The sequence below is a fragment of the Streptomyces alboflavus genome (assembly GCF_000716675.1).
GTDB classification, from domain to species: Bacteria; Actinomycetota; Actinomycetes; order Streptomycetales; family Streptomycetaceae; genus Streptomyces; species Streptomyces alboflavus.
This window is the reverse complement of record NZ_JNXT01000034.1, coordinates 1-23,451: the sequence shown is the minus strand read 5'-3', so window position 1 is coordinate 23,451 and position 23,451 is coordinate 1. Positions and strand designations below refer to the sequence as shown.

Annotated in this window: 25 protein-coding genes; 17 read left to right on the top strand and 8 right to left on the bottom strand. The window is 71.0% G+C overall.

What is annotated here, in order from left to right; translation table 11 throughout:
• Positions 1-144: 144 nt before the first annotated feature.
• From fabG to OO63_RS24200, 3 genes are all read left to right on the top strand, one after another.
• Complete coding sequence (fabG, locus tag OO63_RS24210) at positions 145-864, top strand: 3-oxoacyl-[acyl-carrier-protein] reductase (protein ID WP_030361372.1); 720 nt, start codon at positions 145-147, stop codon at positions 862-864.
• A 5-nt stretch (positions 865-869) separates the two neighbouring features.
• Positions 870-1,646: an enoyl-ACP reductase FabI gene (gene fabI, locus OO63_RS24205; protein WP_030361373.1), complete on the top strand. Its 777-nt coding sequence runs from the start codon at positions 870-872 to the stop codon at positions 1,644-1,646.
• 136 nt (positions 1,647-1,782) lie between these two features.
• Positions 1,783-2,163 carry a hypothetical protein gene (locus tag OO63_RS24200; RefSeq protein WP_030361374.1) on the top strand — a complete coding sequence of 127 codons (381 nt, stop codon included), beginning with the start codon at positions 1,783-1,785 and terminating at the stop codon, positions 2,161-2,163.
• A 25-nt stretch (positions 2,164-2,188) separates the two neighbouring features.
• On the opposite strand, the gene OO63_RS24195 is transcribed toward OO63_RS24200, so the two are convergent.
• Positions 2,189-2,875: a FadR/GntR family transcriptional regulator gene (locus OO63_RS24195; RefSeq protein ID WP_030361375.1), complete on the bottom strand. Its 687-nt coding sequence runs from the start codon at positions 2,873-2,875 to the stop codon at positions 2,189-2,191.
• Between the two features lie 109 nt (positions 2,876-2,984).
• Here OO63_RS24195 and OO63_RS24190 point away from each other — a divergent pair, with 109 nt between their 5' ends.
• The 4 genes from OO63_RS24190 (at position 2,985) to OO63_RS24180 (ending at position 5,647) form a co-directional block, all read left to right on the top strand.
• Positions 2,985-4,397 carry a CynX/NimT family MFS transporter gene (locus OO63_RS24190; protein WP_397622236.1) on the top strand — a complete coding sequence of 471 codons (1,413 nt, stop codon included), beginning with the start codon at positions 2,985-2,987 and terminating at the stop codon, positions 4,395-4,397.
• An 87-nt stretch (positions 4,398-4,484) separates the two neighbouring features.
• Positions 4,485-4,601, top strand: coding sequence for an SGM_5486 family transporter-associated protein (locus OO63_RS47410; RefSeq protein ID WP_087883525.1), 117 nt, complete (start codon positions 4,485-4,487; stop codon positions 4,599-4,601).
• A 189-nt stretch (positions 4,602-4,790) separates the two neighbouring features.
• Positions 4,791-5,012 carry a hypothetical protein gene (locus tag OO63_RS24185; protein ID WP_030361377.1) on the top strand — a complete coding sequence of 74 codons (222 nt, stop codon included), beginning with the start codon at positions 4,791-4,793 and terminating at the stop codon, positions 5,010-5,012.
• Positions 5,013-5,128: 116 nt separating this feature from the next.
• Positions 5,129-5,647: a SixA phosphatase family protein gene (locus tag OO63_RS24180; protein WP_030361378.1), complete on the top strand. Its 519-nt coding sequence runs from the start codon at positions 5,129-5,131 to the stop codon at positions 5,645-5,647.
• A 125-nt stretch (positions 5,648-5,772) separates the two neighbouring features.
• Here OO63_RS24180 and serB read toward each other — a convergent pair whose 3' ends face one another.
• Together serB and OO63_RS24170 are read right to left on the bottom strand one after the other, a co-directional pair.
• Positions 5,773-7,029 (bottom strand): phosphoserine phosphatase SerB, encoded by a 1,257-nt coding sequence (gene serB, locus OO63_RS24175; RefSeq protein ID WP_030361379.1) that lies wholly within the window; start codon positions 7,027-7,029, stop codon positions 5,773-5,775.
• A gap of 363 nt (positions 7,030-7,392) precedes the next feature.
• Positions 7,393-9,357 carry a streptophobe family protein gene (locus OO63_RS24170; protein WP_030361380.1) on the bottom strand — a complete coding sequence of 655 codons (1,965 nt, stop codon included), beginning with the start codon at positions 9,355-9,357 and terminating at the stop codon, positions 7,393-7,395.
• 380 nt (positions 9,358-9,737) lie between these two features.
• Between OO63_RS24170 and OO63_RS24165 the strand changes: the two genes are divergently transcribed.
• A complete protein-coding gene (locus OO63_RS24165; RefSeq protein ID WP_030361381.1) occupies positions 9,738-12,386 on the top strand; it encodes an ABC transporter ATP-binding protein/permease in 2,649 nt (882 codons plus the stop codon).
• Between the two features lie 103 nt (positions 12,387-12,489).
• On the opposite strand, the gene OO63_RS24160 is transcribed toward OO63_RS24165, so the two are convergent.
• Positions 12,490-13,182, bottom strand: a complete 693-nt coding sequence (locus tag OO63_RS24160; protein WP_030361382.1) for a transglycosylase SLT domain-containing protein — start codon at positions 13,180-13,182, stop codon at positions 12,490-12,492.
• A 599-nt stretch (positions 13,183-13,781) separates the two neighbouring features.
• Here OO63_RS24160 and OO63_RS24155 point away from each other — a divergent pair.
• The 4 genes from OO63_RS24155 to OO63_RS24140 all read left to right on the top strand — a co-directional run bounded on the left by OO63_RS24155 (position 13,782) and on the right by OO63_RS24140 (position 16,497).
• Positions 13,782-14,927, top strand: a complete 1,146-nt coding sequence (locus tag OO63_RS24155) for a GAF domain-containing sensor histidine kinase (RefSeq protein WP_030361383.1) — start codon at positions 13,782-13,784, stop codon at positions 14,925-14,927.
• Positions 14,920-15,582, top strand: coding sequence for a response regulator (locus tag OO63_RS24150; RefSeq protein WP_234311340.1), 663 nt, complete (start codon positions 14,920-14,922; stop codon positions 15,580-15,582). Before OO63_RS24155 ends, OO63_RS24150 begins: the two co-directional genes overlap by 8 nt.
• 196 nt (positions 15,583-15,778) lie before the next feature.
• Positions 15,779-16,024, top strand: a complete 246-nt coding sequence (locus tag OO63_RS24145; RefSeq protein WP_030361385.1) for a chaplin — start codon at positions 15,779-15,781, stop codon at positions 16,022-16,024.
• Between the two features lie 227 nt (positions 16,025-16,251).
• Positions 16,252-16,497, top strand: a complete 246-nt coding sequence (locus OO63_RS24140) for a chaplin (RefSeq protein ID WP_030361386.1) — start codon at positions 16,252-16,254, stop codon at positions 16,495-16,497.
• A gap of 117 nt (positions 16,498-16,614) precedes the next feature.
• Here OO63_RS24140 and OO63_RS24135 read toward each other — a convergent pair whose 3' ends face one another.
• On the bottom strand, positions 16,615-17,421 hold the full coding sequence (locus OO63_RS24135) for a hypothetical protein (RefSeq protein WP_078619329.1): 807 nt from the start codon (positions 17,419-17,421) through the stop codon (positions 16,615-16,617).
• Positions 17,422-17,551: 130 nt separating this feature from the next.
• Here OO63_RS24135 and OO63_RS24130 point away from each other — a divergent pair, with 130 nt between their 5' ends.
• The 3 genes from OO63_RS24130 (at position 17,552) to OO63_RS24120 (ending at position 19,995) form a co-directional block, all read left to right on the top strand.
• Positions 17,552-18,343 (top strand): ABC transporter ATP-binding protein, encoded by a 792-nt coding sequence (locus tag OO63_RS24130; RefSeq protein ID WP_030361388.1) that lies wholly within the window; start codon positions 17,552-17,554, stop codon positions 18,341-18,343.
• Between the two features lie 54 nt (positions 18,344-18,397).
• Positions 18,398-18,820: an NfeD family protein gene (locus tag OO63_RS24125; RefSeq protein ID WP_033264411.1), complete on the top strand. Its 423-nt coding sequence runs from the start codon at positions 18,398-18,400 to the stop codon at positions 18,818-18,820.
• A gap of 218 nt (positions 18,821-19,038) precedes the next feature.
• Entirely contained in the window at positions 19,039-19,995 is a 957-nt protein-coding gene (locus OO63_RS24120; RefSeq protein ID WP_030361390.1) for an SPFH domain-containing protein, read from the top strand.
• A 108-nt stretch (positions 19,996-20,103) separates the two neighbouring features.
• Here OO63_RS24120 and OO63_RS24115 read toward each other — a convergent pair whose 3' ends face one another.
• The 3 genes from OO63_RS24115 to OO63_RS24105 form a co-directional block, all read right to left on the bottom strand.
• Positions 20,104-20,610, bottom strand: coding sequence for an HNH endonuclease (locus OO63_RS24115; RefSeq protein WP_030361391.1), 507 nt, complete (start codon positions 20,608-20,610; stop codon positions 20,104-20,106).
• Positions 20,611-20,820: 210 nt separating this feature from the next.
• Entirely contained in the window at positions 20,821-21,360 is a 540-nt protein-coding gene (locus OO63_RS24110; RefSeq protein ID WP_030361392.1) for a YbhB/YbcL family Raf kinase inhibitor-like protein, read from the bottom strand.
• A 64-nt stretch (positions 21,361-21,424) separates the two neighbouring features.
• Positions 21,425-22,207, bottom strand: coding sequence for a sporulation protein (locus OO63_RS24105; RefSeq protein ID WP_030361393.1), 783 nt, complete (start codon positions 22,205-22,207; stop codon positions 21,425-21,427).
• 213 nt (positions 22,208-22,420) lie between these two features.
• Between OO63_RS24105 and OO63_RS24100 the strand changes: the two genes are divergently transcribed.
• A complete protein-coding gene (locus OO63_RS24100; protein WP_030361394.1) occupies positions 22,421-23,062 on the top strand; it encodes a DNA-3-methyladenine glycosylase in 642 nt (213 codons plus the stop codon).
• A gap of 128 nt (positions 23,063-23,190) precedes the next feature.
• The coding region (locus OO63_RS46375; RefSeq protein ID WP_211271474.1) for a hypothetical protein at positions 23,191-23,451 on the top strand (261 nt) is incomplete at its 3' end.

The window sequence follows — 23,451 nt, the reverse complement described above, 5'->3', positions numbered from 1 at the left end:
GCGTGCGAACCGGACGGTGGCCACACTTTTCTGTAGGGATCCAACAGCGACTCTTCCGCGCCACTGTCGGTCGCCGATTCTCCGTATCGCGCACGGTACCGATAGGTTTTCGAAAGACCACACAGCCAAGGAAAGGGTGATCCGTTGAGCCGCTCGGTTCTCGTCACTGGAGGAAACCGGGGCATCGGCCTCGCCATCGCCCGCGCGTTCGCCGACGCGGGCGACAAGGTCGCGATCACCTACCGCTCGGGTGAGCCGCCCAAGGACCTCACCGCGGCCGGCGTCCTCGCCGTCAAGTGCGACATCACCGACACCGAGATGGTGGAGCAGGCCTACAAGGAGATCGAGGAGAAGCACGGAGCCGTCGAGGTCCTGGTGGCCAACGCGGGCATCACCAAGGACCAGCTCCTGATGCGCATGTCCGAGGAGGACTTCACGTCCGTCCTCGACACCAACCTCACCGGCACCTTCCGCGTCGTGAAGCGGGCCAACCGCGGCATGCTGCGCGCCAGGAAGGGCCGCGTCGTCCTCATCTCCTCGGTGGTCGGCCTCTACGGCGGTCCCGGGCAGGCCAACTACGCCGCCTCCAAGGCGGGCCTGGTCGGCTTCGCGCGTTCGCTCGCCCGGGAGCTGGGCTCGCGCAACCTCACCTTCAACGTCGTCGCGCCCGGTTTTGTCGACACCGACATGACCCAGGTGCTGACGGACGAGCAGCGCGCGAACATCGTGTCGCAGGTGCCGCTCGGCCGTTACGCCAAGCCCGAGGAGATCGCCGCGACGGTGAAGTTCCTCGCGTCGGACGACGCCTCGTACATCACTGGAGCCGTCATCCCGGTTGACGGCGGATTGGGCATGGGTCACTGATCACCATGAGCGGAATTCTCGACGGCAAGCGCATCCTCGTCACGGGCGTCCTCACGGAGGGCTCCATCGCCTTCCACGCGGCGAAGGTCGCCCAGGAGCAGGGCGCCGAGGTCGTCCTCACCGGCTTCGGCCGGGTCACGCTCGTGGAGCGCATCGCCAAGCGGCTGCCCAAGCCCACCACGGTCATCGAGATGGACGTGACCGACCAGGAGCACCTGGACTCGCTGGCCGCCAAGGTCAACGAGTACTTCGGCGACGACGAGGGCATCGACGGCGTCGTCCACTCGATCGCCTTCGGCCCGCAGGGCGCCTTCAACTTCCTCGAGGCGGACTGGGCGGACGTCTCGACGGCCCTCCAGGTCTCGGCGTACTCCCTGAAGTCGCTCACCATGGCGCTGCTCCCGCTGATGGAGAAGCGCGGCGGCGGCTCGGTCGTCGGCATCACCTTCGACGGCTCCATCGCCTGGCCGAAGTACGACTGGATGGGCGTCGCCAAGGCCGCTCTGGAGTCCACCGGGCGCTACCTGGCGCGTGACCTCGGCGGCCGCAACGTCCGCGTCAACATGGTCTCGGCCGGACCGATCAAGTCCATGGCCGCCAAGTCCATCCCGGGCTTCGAGGAGCTCGCGGACGTGTGGAACCACCGCGCCCCCATCGGCTGGGACCTCACCGACCCGGAGCCCGCGGGCCGCGGCGTCGTCGGCCTCCTGTCGGACTTCTTCCCGAAGACGACGGGCGAGGTCGTGCACGTCGACGGCGGCGTCCACATGATGGGTGCCTGAGCAGGTCCTCGTACGTATCCGTACGTGCCATTCGTACGTGGCCGACGCCCCGTCTCCCGCAGCGCGCGGGGGCGGGGCGTCGCCCGTTCGGCCGCCTGACCGGGCGCGCCCGGGCCCGGACCGCGCACCCTGAAGTGTGCGCTGGTCACCTGGTGCGGTGCTCGCCGCCCTCGCCCTGCTCGTCGCCCTCCCCTATGACGCCGCGTCCCACACGGCCGGGGGAGCGGTGACCCGCGCGGCCGACGGCGGTGACCGGGGCGGGGCCGCTCGACCGGCCCGCGAGGACCGGCCGTTCGGCGCGGAGTGCCGCAGCAGCGTGCAGGGGTCGACGGCCGTCGCGTACTGCCACAACCCCTACCCCGAGACCGACCGGGTCCGGCTGCACATCGAGTGCGACCGGTGGTGGGACGTCGACAGCGACAGCGCTCCGGTGGCCGCGGGACCGGCCGGGACGGTGCGGCTCACCGGGCGGTGCTGGAAGGAGATCCGCTCGGTGTGGGTCAGCCACCAGCGGTGAGGCCGGGCGGCGGGGCGGTCGGACGTCAGGCGTCGGCCGCGAGGCGCTCCGGGCGGCACAGGTAGGGATAGCTGGCCGCCTCCGCCGCCGCGGCCTCGGCGTCCCCCGCCCGGATCGCCTCGACCAGGCGCCCGTGGTCCATGTAGGTCTCCGGGCTCAGCTCCCGGCCGATGTCCTCGCGCAGCCAGTCCCGCAGCACCTCGCCCAGGTCCGCGTACATGGCCGTCATGACGTCGTTGTGCGACGCGGCCACCACCGCGAGGTGCAGCGTCGAGTCGGCCGTCACGAACGCCTCGGCGTCGCCCGAGGCCCAGGCCTCCTCGCGGCGCGCGAGCAGCGTGTCCAGCTGCCGCAGATCCCGCTCGGTGCGCCGCTCGGCGGCCAGCTTCGCGGCGCTCGACTCCAGCGTGGCGCGCAGCTCCGCGATGTGCCGCGGGTGGGCGTCGGCGAACCTGCGCTGCATCACGCCCGCGAGCTCGCTGGTCGCGACCACATAGGTGCCCGAGCCCTGGCGGATGTCGAGCAGGCCGTTGTGGGCGAGGGCGCGGACCGCCTCGCGCACCGTGTTCCTGGCCACGCCGAGCTGCTCGACCAGCTCGGGTTCGGTGGGGATGCGGGAGCCCACCGGCCACTCGCCGGACGAGATCTGGTTGCGCAGCTCGGAGATGACCTGCTCGGAGAGCGCCGAGCGGCGCGGCGTGGTCAGGGGCATGGCGTTCCTTCGGGCGAGCGGTCGGACGGAGGGGCGGGCAGGAGGCGGGCGGGTGCCCGGTGGTGCTTGCATCGTGAACGGATTGGACAACCAATCATCCCATGATTCTATGATGGCTCTCATGGCGAGTGAGGAAGCGAAGACGACGAGTCCTGCGGCGGGTACGGCGACTGGTACGGCGACGACGGCACCGAAGGTACTCACTGGACGCACGAGCGGCACCGGCGGCACCGACGCGACCGGCGGGGCCGGACCCGCGCGAGCCGCGGCGGCGGCCGTGAAACAGCAGCCCACGCGCGCGTGGACGACGCGTCTCGTGATCGTCGGCATCGTCCTCGCGGCCCTCAACCTGCGGCCCGCCATCACCAGCCTCGGCGCCCTCCTCGAAGAGGTGCGCGACGGGCTCGGCATGAGCGGCACGCTCGCAGGACTCCTCACCTCCGTGCCGCCGCTGTGCTTCGCGGCCTTCGGCAGCCTCGCGCCCCGCTTCGCCCGGCGCTTCGGCGCGGGCGCGGTGGTGTGCGGCGGCATGGTGGCCATCGCCACGGGCCTGCTGATACGTCCCTTCCTGGGCGGCACCGTCGGCTTCCTGGCCGCGAGCGCGCTCGCGCTGATGGGCATCGCCGTCAGCAACGTCCTGATGCCGGTGATCGTCAAGCGCTGGTTCCCGGACCGCGTCGGCTCGATGACCGGCCTGTACTCCATGGCCCTCGCGCTCGGCACCTCAGCTGCCGCCGCGGTCACCGTGCCGGTGACCGACGCGCTCGGCGGCAGCTGGCGCGCGGGCCTCGCCATCTGGGCGGCGGTGGCCGTCGTGGCCGTCGTGCCGTGGATCCCGCTGGTGCGCGACCGCGGGAACGCCGCCGGTTCCGAGCGGGTGCCCGCGGCCGTCCGGCAGCAGGACGAGGGCCTGCGCATCACCCACAGCCGCACCGCCTGGGCGCTGGCCTGCTTCTTCGGCCTCCAGGCCACCGCCGCGTACATCACGATGGGCTGGCTGCCGCAGATCTTCCGGGACGCGGGCGTGCCCGCCGGTGAGGCCGGTGTGCTGCTCGCCGTCACGATGGCCATGGGCGTGCCCCTCGCCTTCGTCATCCCGCGCGTGGCGACGCGCCTCACCCACCAGGGTCCCGTGGTGGTCGCCCTCGGCACCTGCGGGCTCGCCGGGTACGCGGGCCTGTACTTCGCCCCGGCGGGCGGCGCCTGGGCCTGGGCGCTGCTGTGCGGCATCTCCAACTGCGCCTTCCCGCTGGCCCTCACGATGGTCGGCATGCGCGCCAAGAGCAGTGCGGGTGTGGCCAAGCTGTCCGCCTTCGCCCAGAGCACCGGCTATCTGATCTCGATCCCGGGACCGCTGCTCGTCGGCGTCCTCTACCAGCACAGCGGCGGCTGGGGCCTGCCGATCGCGCTCATGGCGGGCCTGATGGTGCCGCAGATCGCCGTCGGCGTCCTCGCGGGCCGCGACCGCACCATCGAGGACGAGGTGGCGCAGCGGGCGGCGGCTGCGGGGGCGACGGCCTGACCCCGGGGACCCCGGGGGACTTCGGGGACCTCGGGCCCAGGGACCCCCGGGGAGCAGGGACCGCCCGAGGGGTGCGAGACTTGCCCCATGCCAGTGCTCGACCCGAACCCCCAGAACGGCCAGAAGAAGCTGCTCCTCGTGCTCGGCGCGATGCTGGCCATCACCGTGATCATCGGAATCGTCGCGACGGTGGCCTCTCCCTGACGATCCTTCAGCAGGCGACGCGGGGCCCCTGCGTCGCCGGATGGTGGGGCTAGCACCACCATCCCCTAGGGGGCCAGTGTCAGGGTTAACTGGGTGGATCACCGGATGGGTTGAGGGCGCCGGACTCCGTACCTTCGAGATGTGGCCGCGAAGACGCGGCACGGAGCACTCGAAGACCATGGAGGCGGCATGTCGGCCCGTTCGCACACTCGACGCGACCCGGCGGACCAGGCGAAGCCGGCCGGCATCGAGATCCAGCTGCCCTGGTGGTCCATCGCCCTCCCCGCGATCGCCTTCGCGGCCCTGCTCCTGCTGATACTGAACCCGGCGGACGCCCACGCGGCGAGCAGCGAGCCCGCGGTCACGGATATCCTGGAGCGCCTGCGGGACATGCTGCGCATCGCGGCGTGACACCTCCGCACCGCCCCTGACCTCGTGGGTCACCCCCCGAAAGCCCTGTCACCCGTGCTGACGGAGCCCGTCAACTCCCTGCGCCCGTTGGCGTGTTTCATGCGAAGCTGGGACGCATGAGCGTCGCAGATCCCCGCAGGATTGTCCTCTTCCGGCATGCGAAGGCCGACTGGCCCCAAGTGTCCGACCACGAGCGCCCGCTCGCCGAGCGCGGCCGCAGGGACGCCCCCGTGGCCGGTCGCAGACTGGCCGAGAGCGGCATCGCCTTCGACCTCGCCCTCTGCTCGACCGCCGCCAGGACCCGTGAGACCTGGAAGCTCGCCGTCCCGGAGCTCACCCAGCGCCCCCGGACGGTCTACGAGGACCGGGTCTACGAGGCGTCCCCCGGCGAGCTGATCGCCGTGCTCAACGAAACCCCGGACGACGTCCGGGACCTGATCCTGATCGGCCACAACCCCGGCGTCCACGGCCTCGCCGACGTCCTCAGCGGCGAGGCCGAGGGCGACGCCCAGGTGCGGATGAACCGCCGCGGCTTCCCGACGTCGGCGTTCGCCGTCCTGACGTACACCGGGTCGTGGAAGAGCCTGGAGCCGGGGACGGCGACCCTGGTGGACTACTGGGCGCCGTCGGAGTAGCGGCACCCCACTCCCACCTGATCCGACCCACGAGAAGGGCCCGGCGTCGAAGGACGCCGGGCCCGTCGGCTCCGGTGTGGCGTGCGGGAGGCGCGACCGTCGGTCCGGTCCGGTCTGGTCTGGTCTTAGTCCTGGTCCAAGTGCATGTCCGCGGCCTCGACCTCTTCGCGGGTGATGCCGAGGAGATACAGGACGGTGTCGAGGAAGGGGACGTTCACCGCGGTGTGGGCGGCCTCGCGGACCATCGGCTTGGCGTTGAAGGCGACGCCCAGGCCGGCGGCGTTGAGCATGTCCAGGTCGTTGGCGCCGTCGCCGATCGCCACGGTCTGCTCCAGCGGCACGCCCGCCTCGGCGGCGAAGCGGCGAAGGAGCCGGGCCTTGCCCGCGCGGTCGACGATCTCGCCGGTCACCCTGCCGGTGAGCCTGCCGTCGACGATCTCCAGGGTGTTGGCGTGCGCGAAGTCCAGGCCGAGACGTTCCTTCAGGTCATCGGTGACCTGGGTGAAGCCGCCCGAGACGACGCCGACTTGATAGCCGAGGCGCTTGAGGGTGCGGATGAGCGTACGGGCGCCGGGGGTCAGCCGGACCTCGGTCCTCACCTTGTCCACGGCGGACACGTCCAGGTCCTTGAGCAGCGCGACGCGGGCGTGCAGCGACTCCTCGAAGTCCAGCTCGCCGCGCATGGCCGCGGTGGTCACGGCGGCGACCTCCTCCTCGCAGCCCGCGTGCGCGGCGAAGAGCTCGATCACCTCGTCCTGGATGAGGGTCGAGTCGACGTCCATCACGACCAGGCGCTGGGCACGGCGGTGCAGGCCCGCCGCCACGACCGCGATGTCCACGCCGAGGGCGTGCGCCTCCGTCGCGAGGGCGGTGCGCAGCGGCTCGGTCTCCGTGCCGGAGACGGCGAACTCCACCGCCGTCACCGGGTACTTGGCGAGGCGGAAGACACGGTCGATGTTGCCGCCCGTGCCCGTGATGCAGGCGGCGATCGCGGCCGTCGACTCCGCGGTGAGGGGGTGGCCGAGCACCGTCACCAGGGAGCGGCCGAGGCCGCGCGGGCGGTTGTCGCCGTGGCCCGAGATGATCTCGGCCTGGAGCTTCACGGACTCCGCCCAGCTGTGGACGGTGGCCCGCAGGTCGCCCTCCATGCCGGGCGGCGGTGCGGTGACCAGGGCGCACAGCACTATCCGGCCACGGGTCACGACCTGCTCGATGTCGACGACATCGACGGAGTACGCGGCGAGGGTGTCGAAGAGTCCGGCGGTGATGCCTGGGCGGTCCTTGCCGAAGATCTTGACCAGAAGGGTGGGGAGGTCGGCGGAGGCGCCGGGACCTGCTGCGGTGGGCTCGCCGGAGGTCGGCGGGGGCGTCGAGGCACTCATGGTGATCCCCACGGTATCTGGCCGGGTCGGCCTGGTGGCGGGGCTGTCCGGCCCTCGGACGGCGCTACCCCGGACGCTGGCGGTCCCTTTGCCTGGGGGTCCCGGGCGGGCTGTCGTGTGTTCACCTGTGGGCGGTGGGGGCCTGGTCCTGGGGCGCGGTGTCCCAGGGCGCCTTGTCCTGACGGCGGCCCAGGGCGCCGTGCACAGCCCGGCCCGGCAGCAGCACACGACTGCTCCCGCGTCGGGGCGCCTCGGGGCGGCACGGGCCCTGCGGCGGCCCCAGGTCACGTTGGCCCTCGCCCCGCAACACCCCACAACACCCCCACCCCAGACACCCCACCCCCACCCCACAGCCCAGCGGCCCTAACGCTTCCTCGGCCCCCTACCCGACGGCGGCGGAGGCGGAGGTGGCGGCGGAGGCGGGGGAGGCGGCCACTCCTCCTCGCCCCGGCGCCCCCGCCCGGACCCCCCACCCGCCGGCGGCACCACAGGACCCGCGACCGTGGGCGCCCCGCTCACCGGCGGAGGCACCCCGCCACCCCGGGGCGGAGGCCCACCGGCCCGCGGCGAACGTCCACCCGCCGACGGCGCCCCTCGGCCCGCAGACGGAGGCACCCCACCCCCGGCGGGGGCACCGCCATCACCAGCACCAGCACCAGCACCAGCACCCGACCCCGGGTCCCACCTCTGCCCCGACCGGGACCCCGCCCCCGACCCCGCCTCCGGCTCCCGATCCCGCAACTCCTCCGGCACCCGCAAATACGGGTTGGTCTCCGCCCGAGGCGGCCGATAAGGCGTGCTCGCCCGATAGGGCCCCGCCGCGTGTGCCCCGGGCACCAGCTGCTGCTGCCCGGCCCCGGGCACACCCTCCTCCGCCTCGCCGCCCGTGAGCGCCAGCGGCGCCGCACGGCCCCCGGCCGCCCCGGTGGCCCGGGCGAGGAGTGCACCGGCGGCCCCGGCGGCCACACCCCACACGGCACCCAGGAGCAGCGCCATGCCGAGCTTGCCGTGCAGTTCGAGCCCAGCGCCGAAGCCGTCGAAGCCGAGCACCGACACCGAGGCGTCGGCGGACACCCCCGACAGCCAGGCCATCAGGGGCAGCGCGACCGCCGTGACGAGCCCGAGCCACAGGGCGCAGCGGGCGGCGAAGCCGACGGCGCCGACGTCCCGTGCCGTGGTGGCGTCCGGCCCCAGGGGGGTGCGGACGGCGGTGAGGACCCCGGCGAACAGCATCATCACGATCGCCGCGACCGCGAGCAGCCACACCCGGTTGTCCAGCTCGGCGAGCCGTCCCACGGTCAGGGACTTGCTGCTGTCGCTGCGCAGCAGGTCGTCCACCGGGTCCGGCAGGAAGCGCGCCAGGGGCCCCTTCACCTCGCCGTCGTAGGGGACGAAGAGCCCCACGGGCAGGCCGAGGAACACACCGTTCGGCGTGCCGAGCAGCGCACCGCCGGCGACCCGCTTCGGGTTGTCGTCGCCGATCATCGCGTACGCCGCCGCCGTGAGCCCCGCGACCACAGCCATCAGGATCACGGTGACCAGCGCCGACGCGGCGGGCCGGAGCAGCCGGTGGAGGGCGCCGAGGCCGGGCGGCAGGGGAGTGCGGCGGGAGGCGAGGAGGGCGATGAGCAGCACGGCGACGACCCAGATCCCGCCGCCGAGCAGGGTGGCCCCGGTGTCGACCGTGAAGCCCACCGCGGCCTCCGCCTCGACGAGGTCGCCGAGCCGGTCGGGCAGGAGTCCGCCGATGTCCCCGATGCCGCCGATGTCCTTGAGGCCGTCGGGAATCCGGTCGGCGATACCGTCGGGAAGATTGTCCAGACCTTTGTCGAGGCCTTTGTCCATTCCCTTGTCGATACCGAGCTGTTTGCCGTCGATCGTGATGACATCGTGTCCCGCCCAGGCGAGACCGCCGAGCATGCCGAGGAATAGCACGATCACCGCGCCCGCGCGGGCCACGAGTTCGGCGGGCGAGATCACAACTCCCGCGCCGCGCAGGGAACGCAAGAAGAAGTAGGAGAGCAGTACGGCGCCCACGAGGCCGACACCCAGAGGGGTGACCTCGATGGCCGTGGTCGCCTCCGCGCCCTTGAGGCCGAAGGCCGACACGTCACCGGACGGCGTGACGGAACCGCCCACGCCGAGTGCGATCGCCGCGGCCGTCATCGGTCCGAGCGACCCCGCGGAGTCCGCCCCGAGCAGATGCAGGCCGAGCGCCGCCGTGCCCGCCATGCCGATCAGCGCCCAGCTGACCGCGGCGAGCGCGGAGAGCAGGACGTCAACCCAGGGCACACCCCGCCGTACGTCCTTGTGTCCGCCGGTCTCCATGGGACCCCCCGAGCTCGCAGCGCGTCGCCCTCCTCGTACGGAGGACGCGCCGGGGAACCCGTGAGGCGCACGACGGGCATGGCACGGACGGCAGTGGGCGCCGGGAGGACAGGTGTCGAGCGCATACCCGTCATTCCAGGCATCACTGACATGAGTGGCATGCGCGGTATGCACGCGATCCGCACTCGCTGAGAGCCCTTACTACTTTCCGGGGCGGTATCTGCCCCGTCAACGGGGCAGTCATAGTGGCTCGTACGCAGTCTTCACAAGGCCCGACTTTCGGTCAGAGGCCTCCGCCTGAAATAGTTCCTCCCGATGTTCGACATCCCTAGACTCCCCATGATGGGGGCAACTCGGGGGACAACTCAGTGGGGCATGGAGTGCCGGAACTCGTACTGGAATTGAATGGCAGGACCTGGACGCTCGATTCGTCCAGGCCGTACACCCTTGGACGCGATCCACAGGGTGACATCGCGCTGGACGACGCCAGGGTCTCCTGGCGGCACGCGACGATCAGCTGGGGCGGCCGCAGTTGGGTCATTGAGGACCACGGCTCCACCAACGGCACCTTCGTGCAGGGGCAGCGGATCCATCAGATGGAGATCGGTCCTGGCTCGGCCGTCCATCTGGGCAACGCGACGGACGGTCCGCAGCTGATCCTCTCCGGTGGCGCCGCGGGCGCCGCCGCCGCGGTGTCGGCGCCGGGCGCGCAGCAGCAGGGGCAGTACGCGCCGCCGCAGCACGCCGCCGGCCAGCCGGGGCAGCAGGAGGCGCCGGGCTGGGCCGGGCAGCAGCAGCCGCAGCACCAGGCGCCGCAGCAGTATCAGGCGCCCCAGCAGCAGCCGCAGCAGCAGATGCCGCAGCAACAGGCCTGGCAGCAGCAGGGCCAGGCACCGGCGCAGCACCAGCAGGCGCAGCACCAGGCACCGCAGCAGGTGCCGCAGCAGCAGGGCCCGGGCGCGGGCGTGGGATCCGGCGGTGCGGCGGGGGCCCCACCGGTCTACGGCGACCGCAGCCCGACGACGTACCACCAGTTCTCGCTTGGCCGAAAGATGACCATCGGTCGTGCCCTGGAGAACGAGCTGGTGGTCTCCGACCTCCAGGTGTCACGGCACCACGCGGAGTTCACGTCGACGCCCGACGGCCGCTTCGAGCTGCGCGACCTCGGCTCGCACAACGGCACGTACGTCAACGGCATGCCGATCGCGAAGTCGTCCACGGTCCTCATCGGCCCGAACGACATCGTCGGCGTCGGCCACTCGACGTTCCGCGTCGTCGGCGACCGCCTCGAGGAGTTCGTCGACACCGGTGACGTCTCCTTCTCCGCGCGCCACCTGACCGTCACGGTCGACGGCGGCAAGCAGATCCTCAAGGACGTCTCCTTCGGCGTCCCGGAGAAGTCGCTCATCGCGGTCATCGGCCCCTCGGGCTCCGGCAAGTCGACCCTCCTCAAGGCGCTCACCGGCTACCGGCCCGCCAACGAGGGCGACGTCCTCTACGACAACCGGAACCTGTACAAGCAGTTCGCCGAGCTGCGCCAGCGCATCGGTCTGGTCCCGCAGGACGACATCCTGCACAAGGAGCTGACCGTCAAGAAGGCGCTGAAGTACGCGGCGAAGCTCCGCTTCCCCGCCGACACCAGCGAGCAGGAGCGCGCGCAGCGCATAGACGAGGTGCTGCGCGAGCTGAAGCTGGACATCCACAAGGAGAAGAAGGTCACCTCCCTCTCCGGTGGCCAGCGCAAGCGCGTGTCGGTGGCCCTGGAGCTGCTCACCAAGCCGTCGCTGATCTTCCTGGACGAGCCGACCTCCGGCCTCGACCCGGGCATGGACCGCGACGTCATGCAGCTCCTGCGCGGCCTCGCCGACGACGGCCGCACGGTCCTCGTCGTCACGCACTCGGTGGCCGAGCTGGCCATCTGCGACAAGCTCCTGGTGATGGCGCCGGGCGGCTCGGTGGCGTACTTCGGCCCGCCCGAAGAGGCCCTGAACTTCTTCGGCTACAGCACCTGGGCCGACGTCTTCTCCGCCTTCGAGAACTACCGCGACTACGACTGGGCGGGCCGCTGGAAGGGCTCGCAGCACTACCAGATGTACGCCGCGGACATCGACGCCGTCGCCGCGCAGTCCGTGCACATGCCGCCGCCGCAGGCGATCGCGCCGCCCAAGCCGCAGGGCTGGGGCTCGCAGCTGCTCACCCTGATCCGCCGCTATGTGTCGGTGATCGCCTCCGACCGGGGCTTCCTGGCGCTGATGGTGATCCTGCCCGCGGTGCTCGGCGCGGTGAGCCTGCTCATCGACCCGGACAAGGGCCTGCTGCCGGTGGTGAACCCGAGAACCGGCAAGATCATCCCGAACGGCACGGCCACCACGGTCCTGTTGATCCTCGCGGTCGGCGCCTGTTTCGCGGGCGCCGCCAACTCGGTCCGTGAGCTGATCAAGGAACGGGTGATCTACGAACGGGAGCGCGCGACCGGTCTGTCCCGGTCCGCGTACCTGATGTCCAAGGTCATCGTCCTCGGCGCGATCACCGTGCTCCAGGGCGGGCTCGTCGGCGTGATCGGCTTCTCCACCCGTGAGATCCCGAAGGAGGGCCTGGTGCTCGGCAGTCAGGTGCTCCTTGAGCTCTCCCTGCCGATCATGGCCCTCGGCTTCACCTCGATGATGTTCGGCCTGATCATCTCCGCCCTGGTGAAGACCGCGGAGAAGACCATGCCGCTGCTGGTCATGTTCGCGATCATCCAGGTCGTGTTCACCGGCTGTCTGTTCATCCTGCACGGCACGGTCGGCGTCAATCAGTTCTCGTTCCTGATGCCGTCGCGCTGGGCGGTCGCGGCCTCCGGCGCCACGCTGGACTTCAACAGGATCAGCCCCAACCCGGACGACCCGGGCGCCACCGACCCGCTGTGGGACCACGAGGCGGGCGCCTACATGATGGACATGGCCGCCCTGCTCGCCCTCGGCGCGTTCTGCGGCTTCCTCGTGGCCCGCTTCCTGCGCCGCCACGAGCCGGAGGTCATGCGCAAGTAGTCGCTCCCGGCGCGAGCCGGACGCGAAGAAGGGCGGCACCCCGCACGGGGTGCCGCCCTTCGGCGTCTGTGAGCCTCGGCTGAAGAGGTCCGGGGGGTACGACTCAGTAGGCGCCGTTCACGTTGTCGATCGAGCCGTAGCGGTCGGCGGCGTAGTTGGCCGCGGCCGTGATGTTGGCGACCGGGTCGTAGATGTTCGTGGAGGTGCCGTCCACGTGGTACGCGTTGAACGTCGGCTGGATGACCTGGAGCAGGCCGATCGACGGGGTGCCGTTCTGGGCGTTGATGTCCCAGCCGTTCTTGGCGTTCGGGTTGCCCGTGGACTCCCGCATGATGTTGCGGTGCAGGCCCTCGTACGAGCCGGGGATGCCCTTGGACTTCATGATGTCCAGGGACTGGCGGATCCAGCCGTCGAGGTTGTTGGCGTAGACGGGCTTGCGGGCGGCGGAGCGGCTCGCGGCCTGCTTGACCTTGCGCTCGTCCTCGGCCTTCTTCTTCGCCGCGGCCTCGTCGGCCGCCTTCTTGTCGGCCGCGGCCTTCGCGGCGGCGTCCTTGGCCCGCTTGCTGGCGTTGGCCTGCTGCTTGCTGACGCTCGCGTGGGCGTCGGCCGGCGCGGCCCAGGCGGCGGAGCGGGCGCCGAGGGCCTCGGTCTGCGCGGTCCGGGCGTCGTCGGAGCTGCCCGGCACGATCGAGAAGGCGAGGGCGGCGGCACCGAGGGTGGCGACACCGGCGATCGAGAACTTCTGGTTCTTGGTCAGCGTGGAGCGACTATGACCAGAGGGGGCGTGCTGGGACATGGCAGGTGGACCTCTTCGTAAATCGGGAGGCCGCTCTGAACCGGTGGGGACAGGTTGCTTCCGGCAAAACGCCGCGGTGCGAGGACCGCGGCGCCGAGCGACGGGAGCAATTCTTAGCGGGCGCAAAATTCTGTGGCAAAGGAGTGACGTACGAAGCCCGATAGTGGATCAGGGGGTCCGCCGACGGCCTCAATGTCCGCACTTAGCCCTCCTTTACGGGGCCTGGGCGTCCACTAGGGGGCTTCGTACGTGATGTGCGTCCTATGCGCGGGCTCACATCGGGCGCGTAACAGTCTCACCATCAGTTGCGAGAGCAATGCAGTCAGTGAGCAAACTCCTCCGCGGGTAGGACGTTCGCGCCGCGGCCCTCATGCCACAGGCAGAGGGGACGTACCGCCCGGGTCTCCCCGCACGGCCCCGGCCCTCCGTATACCTCCCGATACCTCTCGCGTGCCCGCCCGCCCGCGCGTGTAATAACGCCTCCGCCCGGATCCCGCAGCTCGGGGGCCCACCGGCCGCAGGGCCTAGGGCCCAGGTCCTAGAGCCCGGCCGCCACAGGTCGGATACGCACTGTCACACCCCGCCGGTACGGTTGACCCATGAGTCAAGGACCCCGATCCGGGCTGTACGCGGTCAGCTCGGCCCTGCTCGCGATGAGCAGCCAGCTGGAGGTGCGCGACGTCCTCAAGACGATCGTCGCCTCCGCCCGCGAGCTGCTCGACGCCGAGTACGCGGCGCTGGGGGTCCCCGACGACCACGGCGGCTTCGCCCAGTTCGTCGTCGACGGCGTCAGCGACGAGCAGTGGAAGGCCATCGGCCCGCTCCCGCGCCAGCACGGCATCCTCGCCGCGATGCTCTGCAAGGCCGAGCCCGAGCGCCTCGCGGACGTGCGCGAGGACCCCCGCTTCGAGGGCTGGCCGTCCGCCCACCCGGACATGTCCGACTTCCTCGGCCTGCCCATCCGGTACGGCGACGAGACCCTCGGCGCCCTGTTCCTGGCGAACAAGAAATGCGCCAAGCCCACAGGCGGCTGCGGCTTCGACGCGGACGACGAGGAACTCCTCTCGATCCTCGCCCAGCACGCCGCCATCGCCCTGACCAACGCCAGGCTCTACGAACGCAGCCGCGAGCTGACCATCGCCGAGGAGCGCTCCCGCCTCGCCCACGAGCTGCACGACGCCGTCAGCCAGAAGCTCTTCTCCCTGCGCCTGACCGCCCAGGCCGCGGCCGCCCTGGTGGACCGCGACCCCACGCGCGCGAAGGGCGAGCTCCAGCAGGTCGCCCAACTCGCCGCGGAGGCCGCCGACGAGCTGCGCGCCGCCGTCGTGGAGCTGCGCCCCGCCGCCCTCGACGAGGACGGCCTGGTGGCGACCCTGCGGACCCACATCCAGGTCCTTGACCGCGCCCACTCCGCCACCGTCACCTTCGAGAGCGGCGGCGTGCGCGCCCTGCCCGCCTCCCAGGAGGAGGCCATGCTCCGGGTCGCCCAGGAGGCCCTGCACAACGCCCTGCGGCACGCGGAGGCGGAGCACGTCGCCGTCGCCCTGGAGAAACGCGGCCCCGGCGCGGTGCTGCGGATCACGGACGACGGCAAGGGGTTCGACCCGCGAGCCATCCGGCGCGCCGGGCGGCACTTGGGCCTGGTCTCCATGCGGGACCGGGCGGGCGGGGTCGGCGGACGGCTGACCGTGGAGTCGGAGCCCGGCAAGGGCACGACGATCGAGATGGAGGTCCCCGGTGGCTGACGCCGCGCTCAATTCGAAGGCAGGGATCCGGGTGCTGCTGGTCGACGACCACCAGGTCGTCCGCCGCGGCCTGCGCACGTTCCTGGAGATCCAGGAGGACATCGAGGTCGTCGGCGAGGCCTCCGACGGCGCCGAGGGCGTCGCGGCCGCACAGGAGCTGAAACCGGACGTCGTCCTGATGGACGTCAAGATGCCCGGCATGGACGGCGTCGAGGCGCTCCGGAAGCTGCGCGAGCTGGACAACCCCGCGCGCGTGCTGATCGTCACGAGCTTCACCGAGCAGCGCACGGTCGTCCCGGCCCTGCGCGCGGGCGCGGCGGGCTATGTGTACAAGGACGTGGACCCCGACGCCCTCGCCGGAGCCATCCGCTCCGTGCACGCGGGGCATGTGCTGCTCCAGCCGGAGGTGGCGGGCGCCCTGCTGTCCCAGGAGGAGGCGAACAGCTCGCAGGGCAGGGGCGGCTCCCTCACCGAGCGGGAGCGGGAGGTGCTCGGCCTGATCGCGGACGGCCGCTCGAACCGCGAGATCGCCCGCGCGCTCGTCCTGTCCGAGAAGACCGTCAAGACACATGTCTCGAACATCCTCATGAAGCTGGACCTCGCCGACCGCACCCAGGCCGCCCTGTGGGCCGTGCGCCACGGTGTCGCGGGCTGATCCCGCAGGTCCTCGGGGCTGATCCCCGCAGGTCCTCGCGGCGCGCGCCGAGTCAGCACGGATCGTCGCGTTCCGGGCTGAGATTCATACCGTCGTGTGGATGTCCCCCGTTCGGCGCATCCCGATCGGCGCCCCGGCGTTCTCCAGTGCGTGCTGCGGCGGCTGGCCGCAGCTTCCGCTCAGGAGGATCCAAGAAGTGAAGAACCTCAAGAAGGCCGCCGCTGTCACGATGGTGGCGGGTGGCCTCGTCGCCGCCGGTGCCGGCATCGCCTCCGCCCACGGTGGCTCCGACGCCAACGGTGCGGCGAAGAACTCCCCCGGCGTCGGCTCCGGCAACCTGGTCCAGGCCCCGGTCCACGTCCCGGTGAACGCCTGCGGCAACAGCGTCTCCGTCGTCGGCATCCTGAACCCGACGTTCGGGAACGTCTGCGAGAACATCTGATCGCACCCGCGCGATCCGGCGGTCACGTGACCGCCGCCGCGGCCGACCGGCCCCGCACGCACCCCGCACGCAGGGCCGGTCGCGTTCTCGCCCTCCGCCGTCGTCCAGGCGCCCTCCGCGTCCCCGGGACCCCCGGACTCCACCGGATCCCCGGCACCCCCGCTGCCACGACGCACACCCCCTGACCCCGCAGCCGGGGTCACCCCGTCATCAGAAGGAACACACCCATGAACATCGCCAAGAAGGCCGCCCTGGCCGTCGCCGTCGCCGGTATCGCCGCGGGCGCCTCCGCCGGAGCCGCCGTCGCCACCTCCGGTGCCGACGCCAACGGCGCCACCACCAAGTCCCCGGGCGTCGGCTCCGGCAACCTGGTCCAGGTGCCGGTGCACGTCCCGGTGAACGCCTCCGGCAACAGCGTGAACGTGGTCGGCATCCTGAACCCGGCCTTCGCCAACGAGACGGTCAACAAGTGACACCGAGCCCCCTGGGCTAGCCGCCCCCGGGGCCGGGCACACCCCGCCCCACGGGCAGAGGGCCCCGCGGACCACCCGGTCCGCGGGGCCCTCCGGCACACCGGCCCCCGGCAGGGCCTACCGCCCCTCGCCCCGCTCCCGCTCCTCGACGTAAGCGTTGTACGCGGCCACCTGCGCCCGCCGTGCCACCCGCTCCACCGGCCGCAGCGCCTCCGCCCGCGCCCCCATCTGCGACGCGCTCACCGCCCCGCCGTGCCCGTTCTCGTACGCCACCGAGATCAGCAGCCCGACCCGCTGCGCCAGCTCCAACACCCGCACCGCACGCGGCGGATACCCCGGGGCGAGCGCCTCGCGCCCCCGCTCCGCCCGCGCCCGGTACGCGTCGATCGCGGCCTCCGCGACCGGCCCCGAAGCCGCCACGTCAAGCCGCGCGAGGACCTCCGTGGCCTCCCGCAGCGCGTCCGCCAGCTCCCGCTCCGCCTCACCCAGCGACGGCACGTCCGCGGGCGGCGCCTCCCGCACCGGCAGGCAGTGCCACACGACCTCCACATGGACGTCCGCGGCATCCGCGGCACCCCCGGGCCCCGCCTCGGTCACCTCCGGCACCAAGCCGTACGGAGCGCCCGTCGCGACCACCGCCTCCTCGGCCTCCAGAGCACGCTCGTTGAAGGCGGGCGGCCCGCTCAGGCCGAGCGGATGGCCCGGCGCGGGCAGCGCCACCCGGAACCCGGTCACGCCGAGCGCGCGCAACCGGCCGAGCGCGAGCGTCCAGCCGACCGGAGCCGACTCGCCGGGCAGGCCGTCGACCCGGTGCACCGCGTCGTCGCCCACGATCGCGTGCACCGCGTCATCGGGTGAAACAAGTCCGGCCAAAAGGGCGTTCCCCCATGCGGCCAAGCGTCCTGAACGTGGTTCCGAGAGCATGCACACAGCCTAAGGACCGGGCTCGGCACGGGAACGGTCGGCCGGTGGCGTAGGTTTTATCCGGGGGCCGCGTCCACAGACGCGGGCACACGCGAGCGACACCGAGACTGCAATGGGAGACAACGCGCTCATGAGCGATGTACTGGAGCTTAAGGACGCATCCGTGGTCCGAGAGGGCCGGGCTCTGGTGGACCAGGTCTCCTGGTCGGTCAAGGAGGGGGAGCGCTGGGTCATCCTCGGCCCGAACGGCGCCGGCAAGACCACCCTCCTCAATGTCGCGTCCAGCTACCTCTTCCCGAGCAAGGGCACCGCCACCATCCTCGGCGAGCGGCTCGGCAAGGTCGACGTCTTCGAGCTGCGCCCGCGCATCGGCATGGCCGGCATCGCCATGGCCGACAAGCTCCCCAAGGGCCAGACCGTCCTGCAGACGGTCCTCACCGCGGCGTACGGCATGACCGCCGGGTGGCACGAGGACTACGAGGACATCGACGAGCAGCGCGCCCGCGCCTTCCTCGACCGCCTCGGCATGAGCGAGTACCTGGACCGTCGCTTCGGCACCCTCTCCGAGGGCGAGCGCAAGCGCACGCTGATCGCCCGCGCCCTGATGACCGACCCCGAGCTGCTGCTCCTCGACGAGCCCGCCGCGGGCCTCGACCTCGGCGGCCGCGAGGACCTTGTCCGCCGCCTCGGCCGGCTCGCCCGCGACCCCATCGCCCCCTCCATGATCATGGTCACGCACCACGTCGAGGAGATCGCCCCGGGCTTCACGCACGTCCTGATGATCCGCCAGGGCAAGGTCATGGCCGCGGGACCGCTGGAGCTCGAGCTCACCTCGCGCAACCTCTCCCTCTGCTTCGGCCTGCCGCTGGTCGTCGAGCAGCGCGGCGACCGCTGGTCGGCCCAGGGCCTGCCGCTCAGCTGATCGCGCACGCCCTGTCGGTGGAGGGACCCGCGGTCCTACCATGACCATGTGGACATGGACGCATGGGTGTGGTGGCTGATCGGCGCGGTCGCCCTCGGAATCCCGCTGGTAATAACCGCGATGCCGGAGTTCGGCATGCTCGCCGTCGGGGCGGTCGCCGCCGCCGTGACCGCGGGCCTAGGCGGCGGAGTGGCCCTGCAGGCCGTGGTCTTCGCCGTCGTGTCGGTCGCGCTCATCGCGGTGGTACGCCCGATCGCCGCCCGGCACCGCTCCCAGCGGCCCGAACTCGTCAGCGGGGTCGAGGCGTTGAAGGGCAGATCGGCCGTCGTCATGGAGCGCGTCGACGCCTCCGGCGGGCGCATCAAGCTGGCGGGGGAGATCTGGTCGGCGCGGCCGCTCGACACCGAGCAGAGCTTCGAGGCGGGCCAGGAGGTGGACGTGGTCGAGATCGACGGAGCGACGGCCGTGGTCATCTGACCATGGGTCAGCTGCGCGCGGTCGGGGCGCCGACTCCGGGTCCCAACTGCCGTTGAAGTGACGGCTCCTGACGGCAGGTGATCCGAACGGCCCACGGGCCGCGCGCCGTTCTGACAGACTCGACCGGCGAGATCCCAAGATCTTCCGGGACCCGCAGCAATCCGCGAACACCGCGGCAATCCGCGAACACCGAAGCAAGAAGGGCACGGGGAACCACGATGGAACCAATCATCATCGTCCTGATCATTCTGGTGGTGCTGGTCTTCATCGCCCTGATCAAGACGATCCAGGTCATCCCGCAGGCCAGCGCCGCCATCGTGGAGCGCTTCGGCCGCTACACCCGCACCCTGAACGCGGGCCTGAACATCGTCGTCCCGTTCATCGACTCCATCCGCAACCGCATCGACCTGCGCGAGCAGGTCGTCCCCTTCCCGCCCCAGCCGGTGATCACCCAGGACAACCTGGTCGTGAACATCGACACGGTCATCTACTACCAGGTCACCGACGCCCGCGCCGCGACCTACGAGGTCGCCAGCTACATCCAGGCGATCGAACAACTCACCGTCACCACCCTGCGCAACATCATCGGTGGCATGGACCTGGAGCGGACCCTGACCTCCCGTGAGGAGATCAACGCGGCCCTGCGCGGAGTCCTCGACGAGGCCACCGGCAAGTGGGGCATCCGCGTCAACCGCGTCGAGCTGAAGGCGATCGAGCCGCCCACCTCCATCCAGGACTCGATGGAGAAGCAGATGCGCGCCGACCGTGACAAGCGCGCCGCGATCCTCCAGGCCGAGGGTGTCCGCCAGTCCGAGATCCTGCGCGCCGAGGGCGAGAAGCAGTCCGCGATCCTGCGCGCCGAAGGTGAGGCACGCGCCGCGGCCCTGCGCGCCGAGGGCGAGGCCCAGGCGATCCGCACGGTCTTCGAGTCCATCCACGCGGGCGACCCGGACCAGAAGCTCCTCTCCTACCAGTACCTCCAGATGCTCCCGAAGATCGCCGAGGGCGACGCCAACAAGCTCTGGATCGTGCCCAGCGAGATCGGCGACGCCCTCAAGGGCCTCGGCGGCGCGCTCGGCAACTTCGGTCCGCTCTCGGGCGGCGGCTCCGGCGGCGGGGGAGCCGTGAAGAGCTCCGGCGGCGTGGAGCGCCGCGAACAGCCGCCGATCGACTGACAGCGACTGCCTGGACGTACGACTGTGGGGCCGCCCTCCCGGAGGAGGGCGGCCCCACAGTCGTACACACCACAGTCGTACACACGGGACGCATCAGCGGCGCACCGCTCACGCGGCGGGCTGCGCCAGCCAGTCCGGCAGGGCCTCGTACCCGTCCCGCCCGAGGGTGAGCAGCATCGCGTCCGCCGGGGTCGGCTCGAAGGGCTGCCGGAGCAGCGGCATCCCGGCCTGCTCAGGGGTGCGGTCGGCCTTGCGGTGGTTGTCCACCGCGCACGACGCCACCGTGTTCATCCACGAGTCCGCGCCGCCCTGGGAACGCGGCACCACGTGGTCCACGGTCGTCGCGCGTCTGCCGCAGTAGGCGCACCGGTGCTGGTCCCGCACCAGGACTCCGCGCCGCGACCACGGAGCCCGTCTTCGGAAGGGCACCCGTACATACCTGCACAACCTGATCACCCGCGGCACCGGAAGCTCGACGGCGGCGGCGCGCACGCGCAGCGCGGGGTGGGCCTGCTCGACAACGGCCTTGTCCTGCAGCACCAGTACGACGGCGCGATTCAGCGTCACCGTCGACAGCGGTTCGAAGCTCGCGTTCAGCACCAGCGTGTCCCGCATCTCGCCCACCTCCCGTGTGCACCGGCCCACCCCGTGGCGGGCTTGGATCAACTCTGGCCGGGCACGCCGGGTAGGACAACGCAATAAAAGATGCCCGCCCCTGATCACTTCCAAGACCAGGGGCGGGCAAACGTTCAATGAACGCTGAGCTGATGTGAGCGCGGACGGTTCACGCCGGGCAGCGATTCACCATCGGCGACCGTCGCGTGACTAACTGTCGGCGACCGCCGCGTACTCCGCGACCACGGAAGCGCGGGCCAGCGTGTGGAACCGCAGGTTGAAGCCGACGACGGCCGGTGACGCGTCCGAGTCCGGGCCGAGCTTCTCCTGGTCGACCGCGTACACGGTGAACACGTAGCGGTGCGCCGGGTCACCGGGCGGCGGGGCGGCGCCACCGAAGTCCTTCGTCCCGTAGTCGTTGCGCACCTGCACCGCGCTCTCAGGGAGGCCTTCGAACTTGCCGCTGCCGGCGCCGACGGGCAGCTCCGTCACCGAGGCCGGGATGTCGAACACCGACCAGTGCCAGAACCCGCTCCCCGTCGGGGCGTCCGGGTCGAAGCAGGTCACGGCGAAGCTCTTGGTCTCCGGCGGGAAGCCCTCCCACCGCAGGTGCGGCGAGGTGTTCCCGGCCGCGTACACCTGGGCGTCCTTGAGCACCGCGCCCGGCTCGAAGTCCGCGCTCACGACCGTGAACGACGGCACGGGCGGGTGGAAGTCATGGGGCAGCGGCGGCCTCTTGACCTCGGTCACGTAGGCACCTCCTGATCGGTTCCGGTTCGGTTCCTTGTACGGCGATCGCTCGCCGCCGACGAGCCTAGAACCAGTTGCGCTTGCTGCCGACGTGGGACAGCCACTCGTTGAGGTACGCCGCCCAGTCCGTGCCCTGGAAGTCGTTCAGCCCGACCTTGAAGGACTTGTACGAGTCGCTGCCCTCGCTGAACAGACCCGGCTTCTTGTCCATCTCCAGGACGACGTCCATCTCGCGGTCGTCCGCGACGAAGGTCAGCTCGACCTGGTTCAGACCCCGGTACTGCTCCGGCGGGAAGAACTCGATCTCCTGGTAGAACGGCAGCTTCTGCCGGGTGCCCCGGATGTGGCCGCGCTCCATGTCCGCGCTCTTGAAGCGGAAGCCGAGCTGGCCGAAGGCGTCGAGGATCGCCTGCTGCGCCGGCAGCGGGTGCACGTTCACCGGGTCCAGGTCACCGGAGTCGACCGCGCGGGCGATCTCCAGCTCCGTGGTCACACCGATGTTCATGCCGTGCAGCTGCCGCCCGGCGAAGTGGGTGATGGGCGTCTCCCAGGGGATGTCAAGCCCGAACGGCACCGCGTGCACCGCGTTCGCCTTCAGCTCGAAGGCACCGCCGAGCCGCTGCTTGATGAACTCGATGTCCTGCTTGACCTCCTGGTCGTTGCCCTCGACCTCGACGCGCGCCTGCAGGCCCACGGACAGCGCCTCGATCTGCTGGTCGACGTTTCCGCCCTGGATGCGCACCTCGCCCTGGACGACACCGCCCGGCACGACGTTGGCCTCGGTCAGCACCGTCTCGACGGAGGCCCCACCGGCACCCAGACTCGCCAGCAGCTTCTTGAACCCCATGACTCTCCTCCCCAGGCCCCGCCTGTGGTGTGGACTGGATCGACTGATCGTCGACCTTGCTGATCGCCGATCGACCTTCGACTACGTACGAACGCAAACGGCCCGCGCGCGGTTCCGCACCGGTGCCTCGCGCCACACCCTTCCTGCGCGACGGCTCCAGGGCCACCCTCCACGCCAAACCCGTACACGTTCGGTGCACTACGCTCCTACGGCATGATCGCGGCCCCCGACCGTACGCCCCTGCCCCGAGACTTCTTCGACCGCCCCGTCCTGGAGGTGGCGCCCGACCTGCTCGGCCGCGTCCTGGTGCGCGAGACCCCGGACGGCCCGATCGAGCTGCGCCTCACGGAGGTCGAGGCCTACGCGGGGGAGGTGGACCCCGGCTCCCACGCCTATCGCGGCCGCACGGCCCGCAACGGCGTGATGTTCGGCCCGCCCGGGCACGCGTACGTCTACTTCACCTACGGCATGTGGCACTGCCTCAACCTGGTGTGCGGTCCGGAGGGGATGGCGAGCGGAGTCCTGCTGCGGGCCGGCGAGATCACCGAGGGCGCGGAACTCGCTCGGGTACGTCGACTCTCGGCCCGCAACGACAAGGAACTGGCCAAAGGCCCCGCCCGCCTGGCCACCGCCCTCGACGTGGACCGACGCCTCGACGGCACCGACGTCTGCGCGGGCCCCGGCGCGCCCCTGAACGTCCTCACCGGCACTCCTATAGACCCCGACCAGGTCAGGAACGGTCCGCGCACGGGAGTCGGCGGCGAGGGAAGCGTGCACCCGTGGCGCTTCTGGACGGCCAACGACCCTACGGTGAGCCCTTATCGGGCCCATACACCTCGACGCCCCAGAACTTGACGCGGCGTTGGTGGTTCCGTAATGTAGCCCGAGCCGCTTGACCCGGGTACGGCATTCAGCCAGCAGCCGGAAGCGGCCAACCACTACCTACGACTTCCCTTCAGCGGGGTCCTGTTTCGCATGCCCTCATGCCGAAATTCGAATCCGCGAAGCTCGATTATGAGTTACCAGGGAAATCCGCTAACGTAGTGAACACGCCGAAAGGCAAGGCCCTCCAACGGCCACCGGAATTGAAATCCGAACCGGGAACGGAACGGAAAAAAGATCTGGTAAGGTTGGAAACACGAAATACCGAAGGGAAGCGCCCGGAGGAAAGCCCCAGAGAATGTTCTGTGGGTGAGTACAAAGGAAGCGTCCGTTCCTTGAGAACTCAACAGCGTGCCAAAAGT

What these genes read in the sequence shown, in the direction of transcription:
- fabI (WP_030361373.1), top strand. Translation starts at nt 870, where the DNA reads ATGAGCGGAATTCTCGACGGCAAGCGCATCCTCGTCACGGGCGTCCTC.
- OO63_RS24195 (WP_030361375.1), bottom strand. Translation starts at nt 2,875, where the DNA reads ATGCCCCTGACCACGCCGCGCCGCTCGGCGCTCTCCGAGCAGGTCATC.
- OO63_RS24190 (WP_397622236.1), top strand. Translation starts at nt 2,985, where the DNA reads ATGATGGCTCTCATGGCGAGTGAGGAAGCGAAGACGACGAGTCCTGCG.
- OO63_RS47410 (WP_087883525.1), top strand. Translation starts at nt 4,485, where the DNA reads ATGCCAGTGCTCGACCCGAACCCCCAGAACGGCCAGAAGAAGCTGCTC.
- OO63_RS24185 (WP_030361377.1), top strand. Translation starts at nt 4,791, where the DNA reads ATGTCGGCCCGTTCGCACACTCGACGCGACCCGGCGGACCAGGCGAAG.
- OO63_RS24180 (WP_030361378.1), top strand. Translation starts at nt 5,129, where the DNA reads ATGAGCGTCGCAGATCCCCGCAGGATTGTCCTCTTCCGGCATGCGAAG.
- serB (WP_030361379.1), bottom strand. Translation starts at nt 7,029, where the DNA reads ATGAGTGCCTCGACGCCCCCGCCGACCTCCGGCGAGCCCACCGCAGCA.
- OO63_RS24170 (WP_030361380.1), bottom strand. Translation starts at nt 9,357, where the DNA reads ATGGAGACCGGCGGACACAAGGACGTACGGCGGGGTGTGCCCTGGGTT.
- OO63_RS24160 (WP_030361382.1), bottom strand. Translation starts at nt 13,182, where the DNA reads ATGTCCCAGCACGCCCCCTCTGGTCATAGTCGCTCCACGCTGACCAAG.
- OO63_RS24155 (WP_030361383.1), top strand. Translation starts at nt 13,782, where the DNA reads ATGAGTCAAGGACCCCGATCCGGGCTGTACGCGGTCAGCTCGGCCCTG.
- OO63_RS24140 (WP_030361386.1), top strand. Translation starts at nt 16,252, where the DNA reads ATGAACATCGCCAAGAAGGCCGCCCTGGCCGTCGCCGTCGCCGGTATC.
- OO63_RS24135 (WP_078619329.1), bottom strand. Translation starts at nt 17,421, where the DNA reads ATGCTCTCGGAACCACGTTCAGGACGCTTGGCCGCATGGGGGAACGCC.
- OO63_RS24130 (WP_030361388.1), top strand. Translation starts at nt 17,552, where the DNA reads ATGAGCGATGTACTGGAGCTTAAGGACGCATCCGTGGTCCGAGAGGGC.
- OO63_RS24125 (WP_033264411.1), top strand. Translation starts at nt 18,398, where the DNA reads ATGGACGCATGGGTGTGGTGGCTGATCGGCGCGGTCGCCCTCGGAATC.
- OO63_RS24120 (WP_030361390.1), top strand. Translation starts at nt 19,039, where the DNA reads ATGGAACCAATCATCATCGTCCTGATCATTCTGGTGGTGCTGGTCTTC.
- OO63_RS24115 (WP_030361391.1), bottom strand. Translation starts at nt 20,610, where the DNA reads ATGCGGGACACGCTGGTGCTGAACGCGAGCTTCGAACCGCTGTCGACG.
- OO63_RS24105 (WP_030361393.1), bottom strand. Translation starts at nt 22,207, where the DNA reads ATGGGGTTCAAGAAGCTGCTGGCGAGTCTGGGTGCCGGTGGGGCCTCC.
- OO63_RS24100 (WP_030361394.1), top strand. Translation starts at nt 22,421, where the DNA reads ATGATCGCGGCCCCCGACCGTACGCCCCTGCCCCGAGACTTCTTCGAC.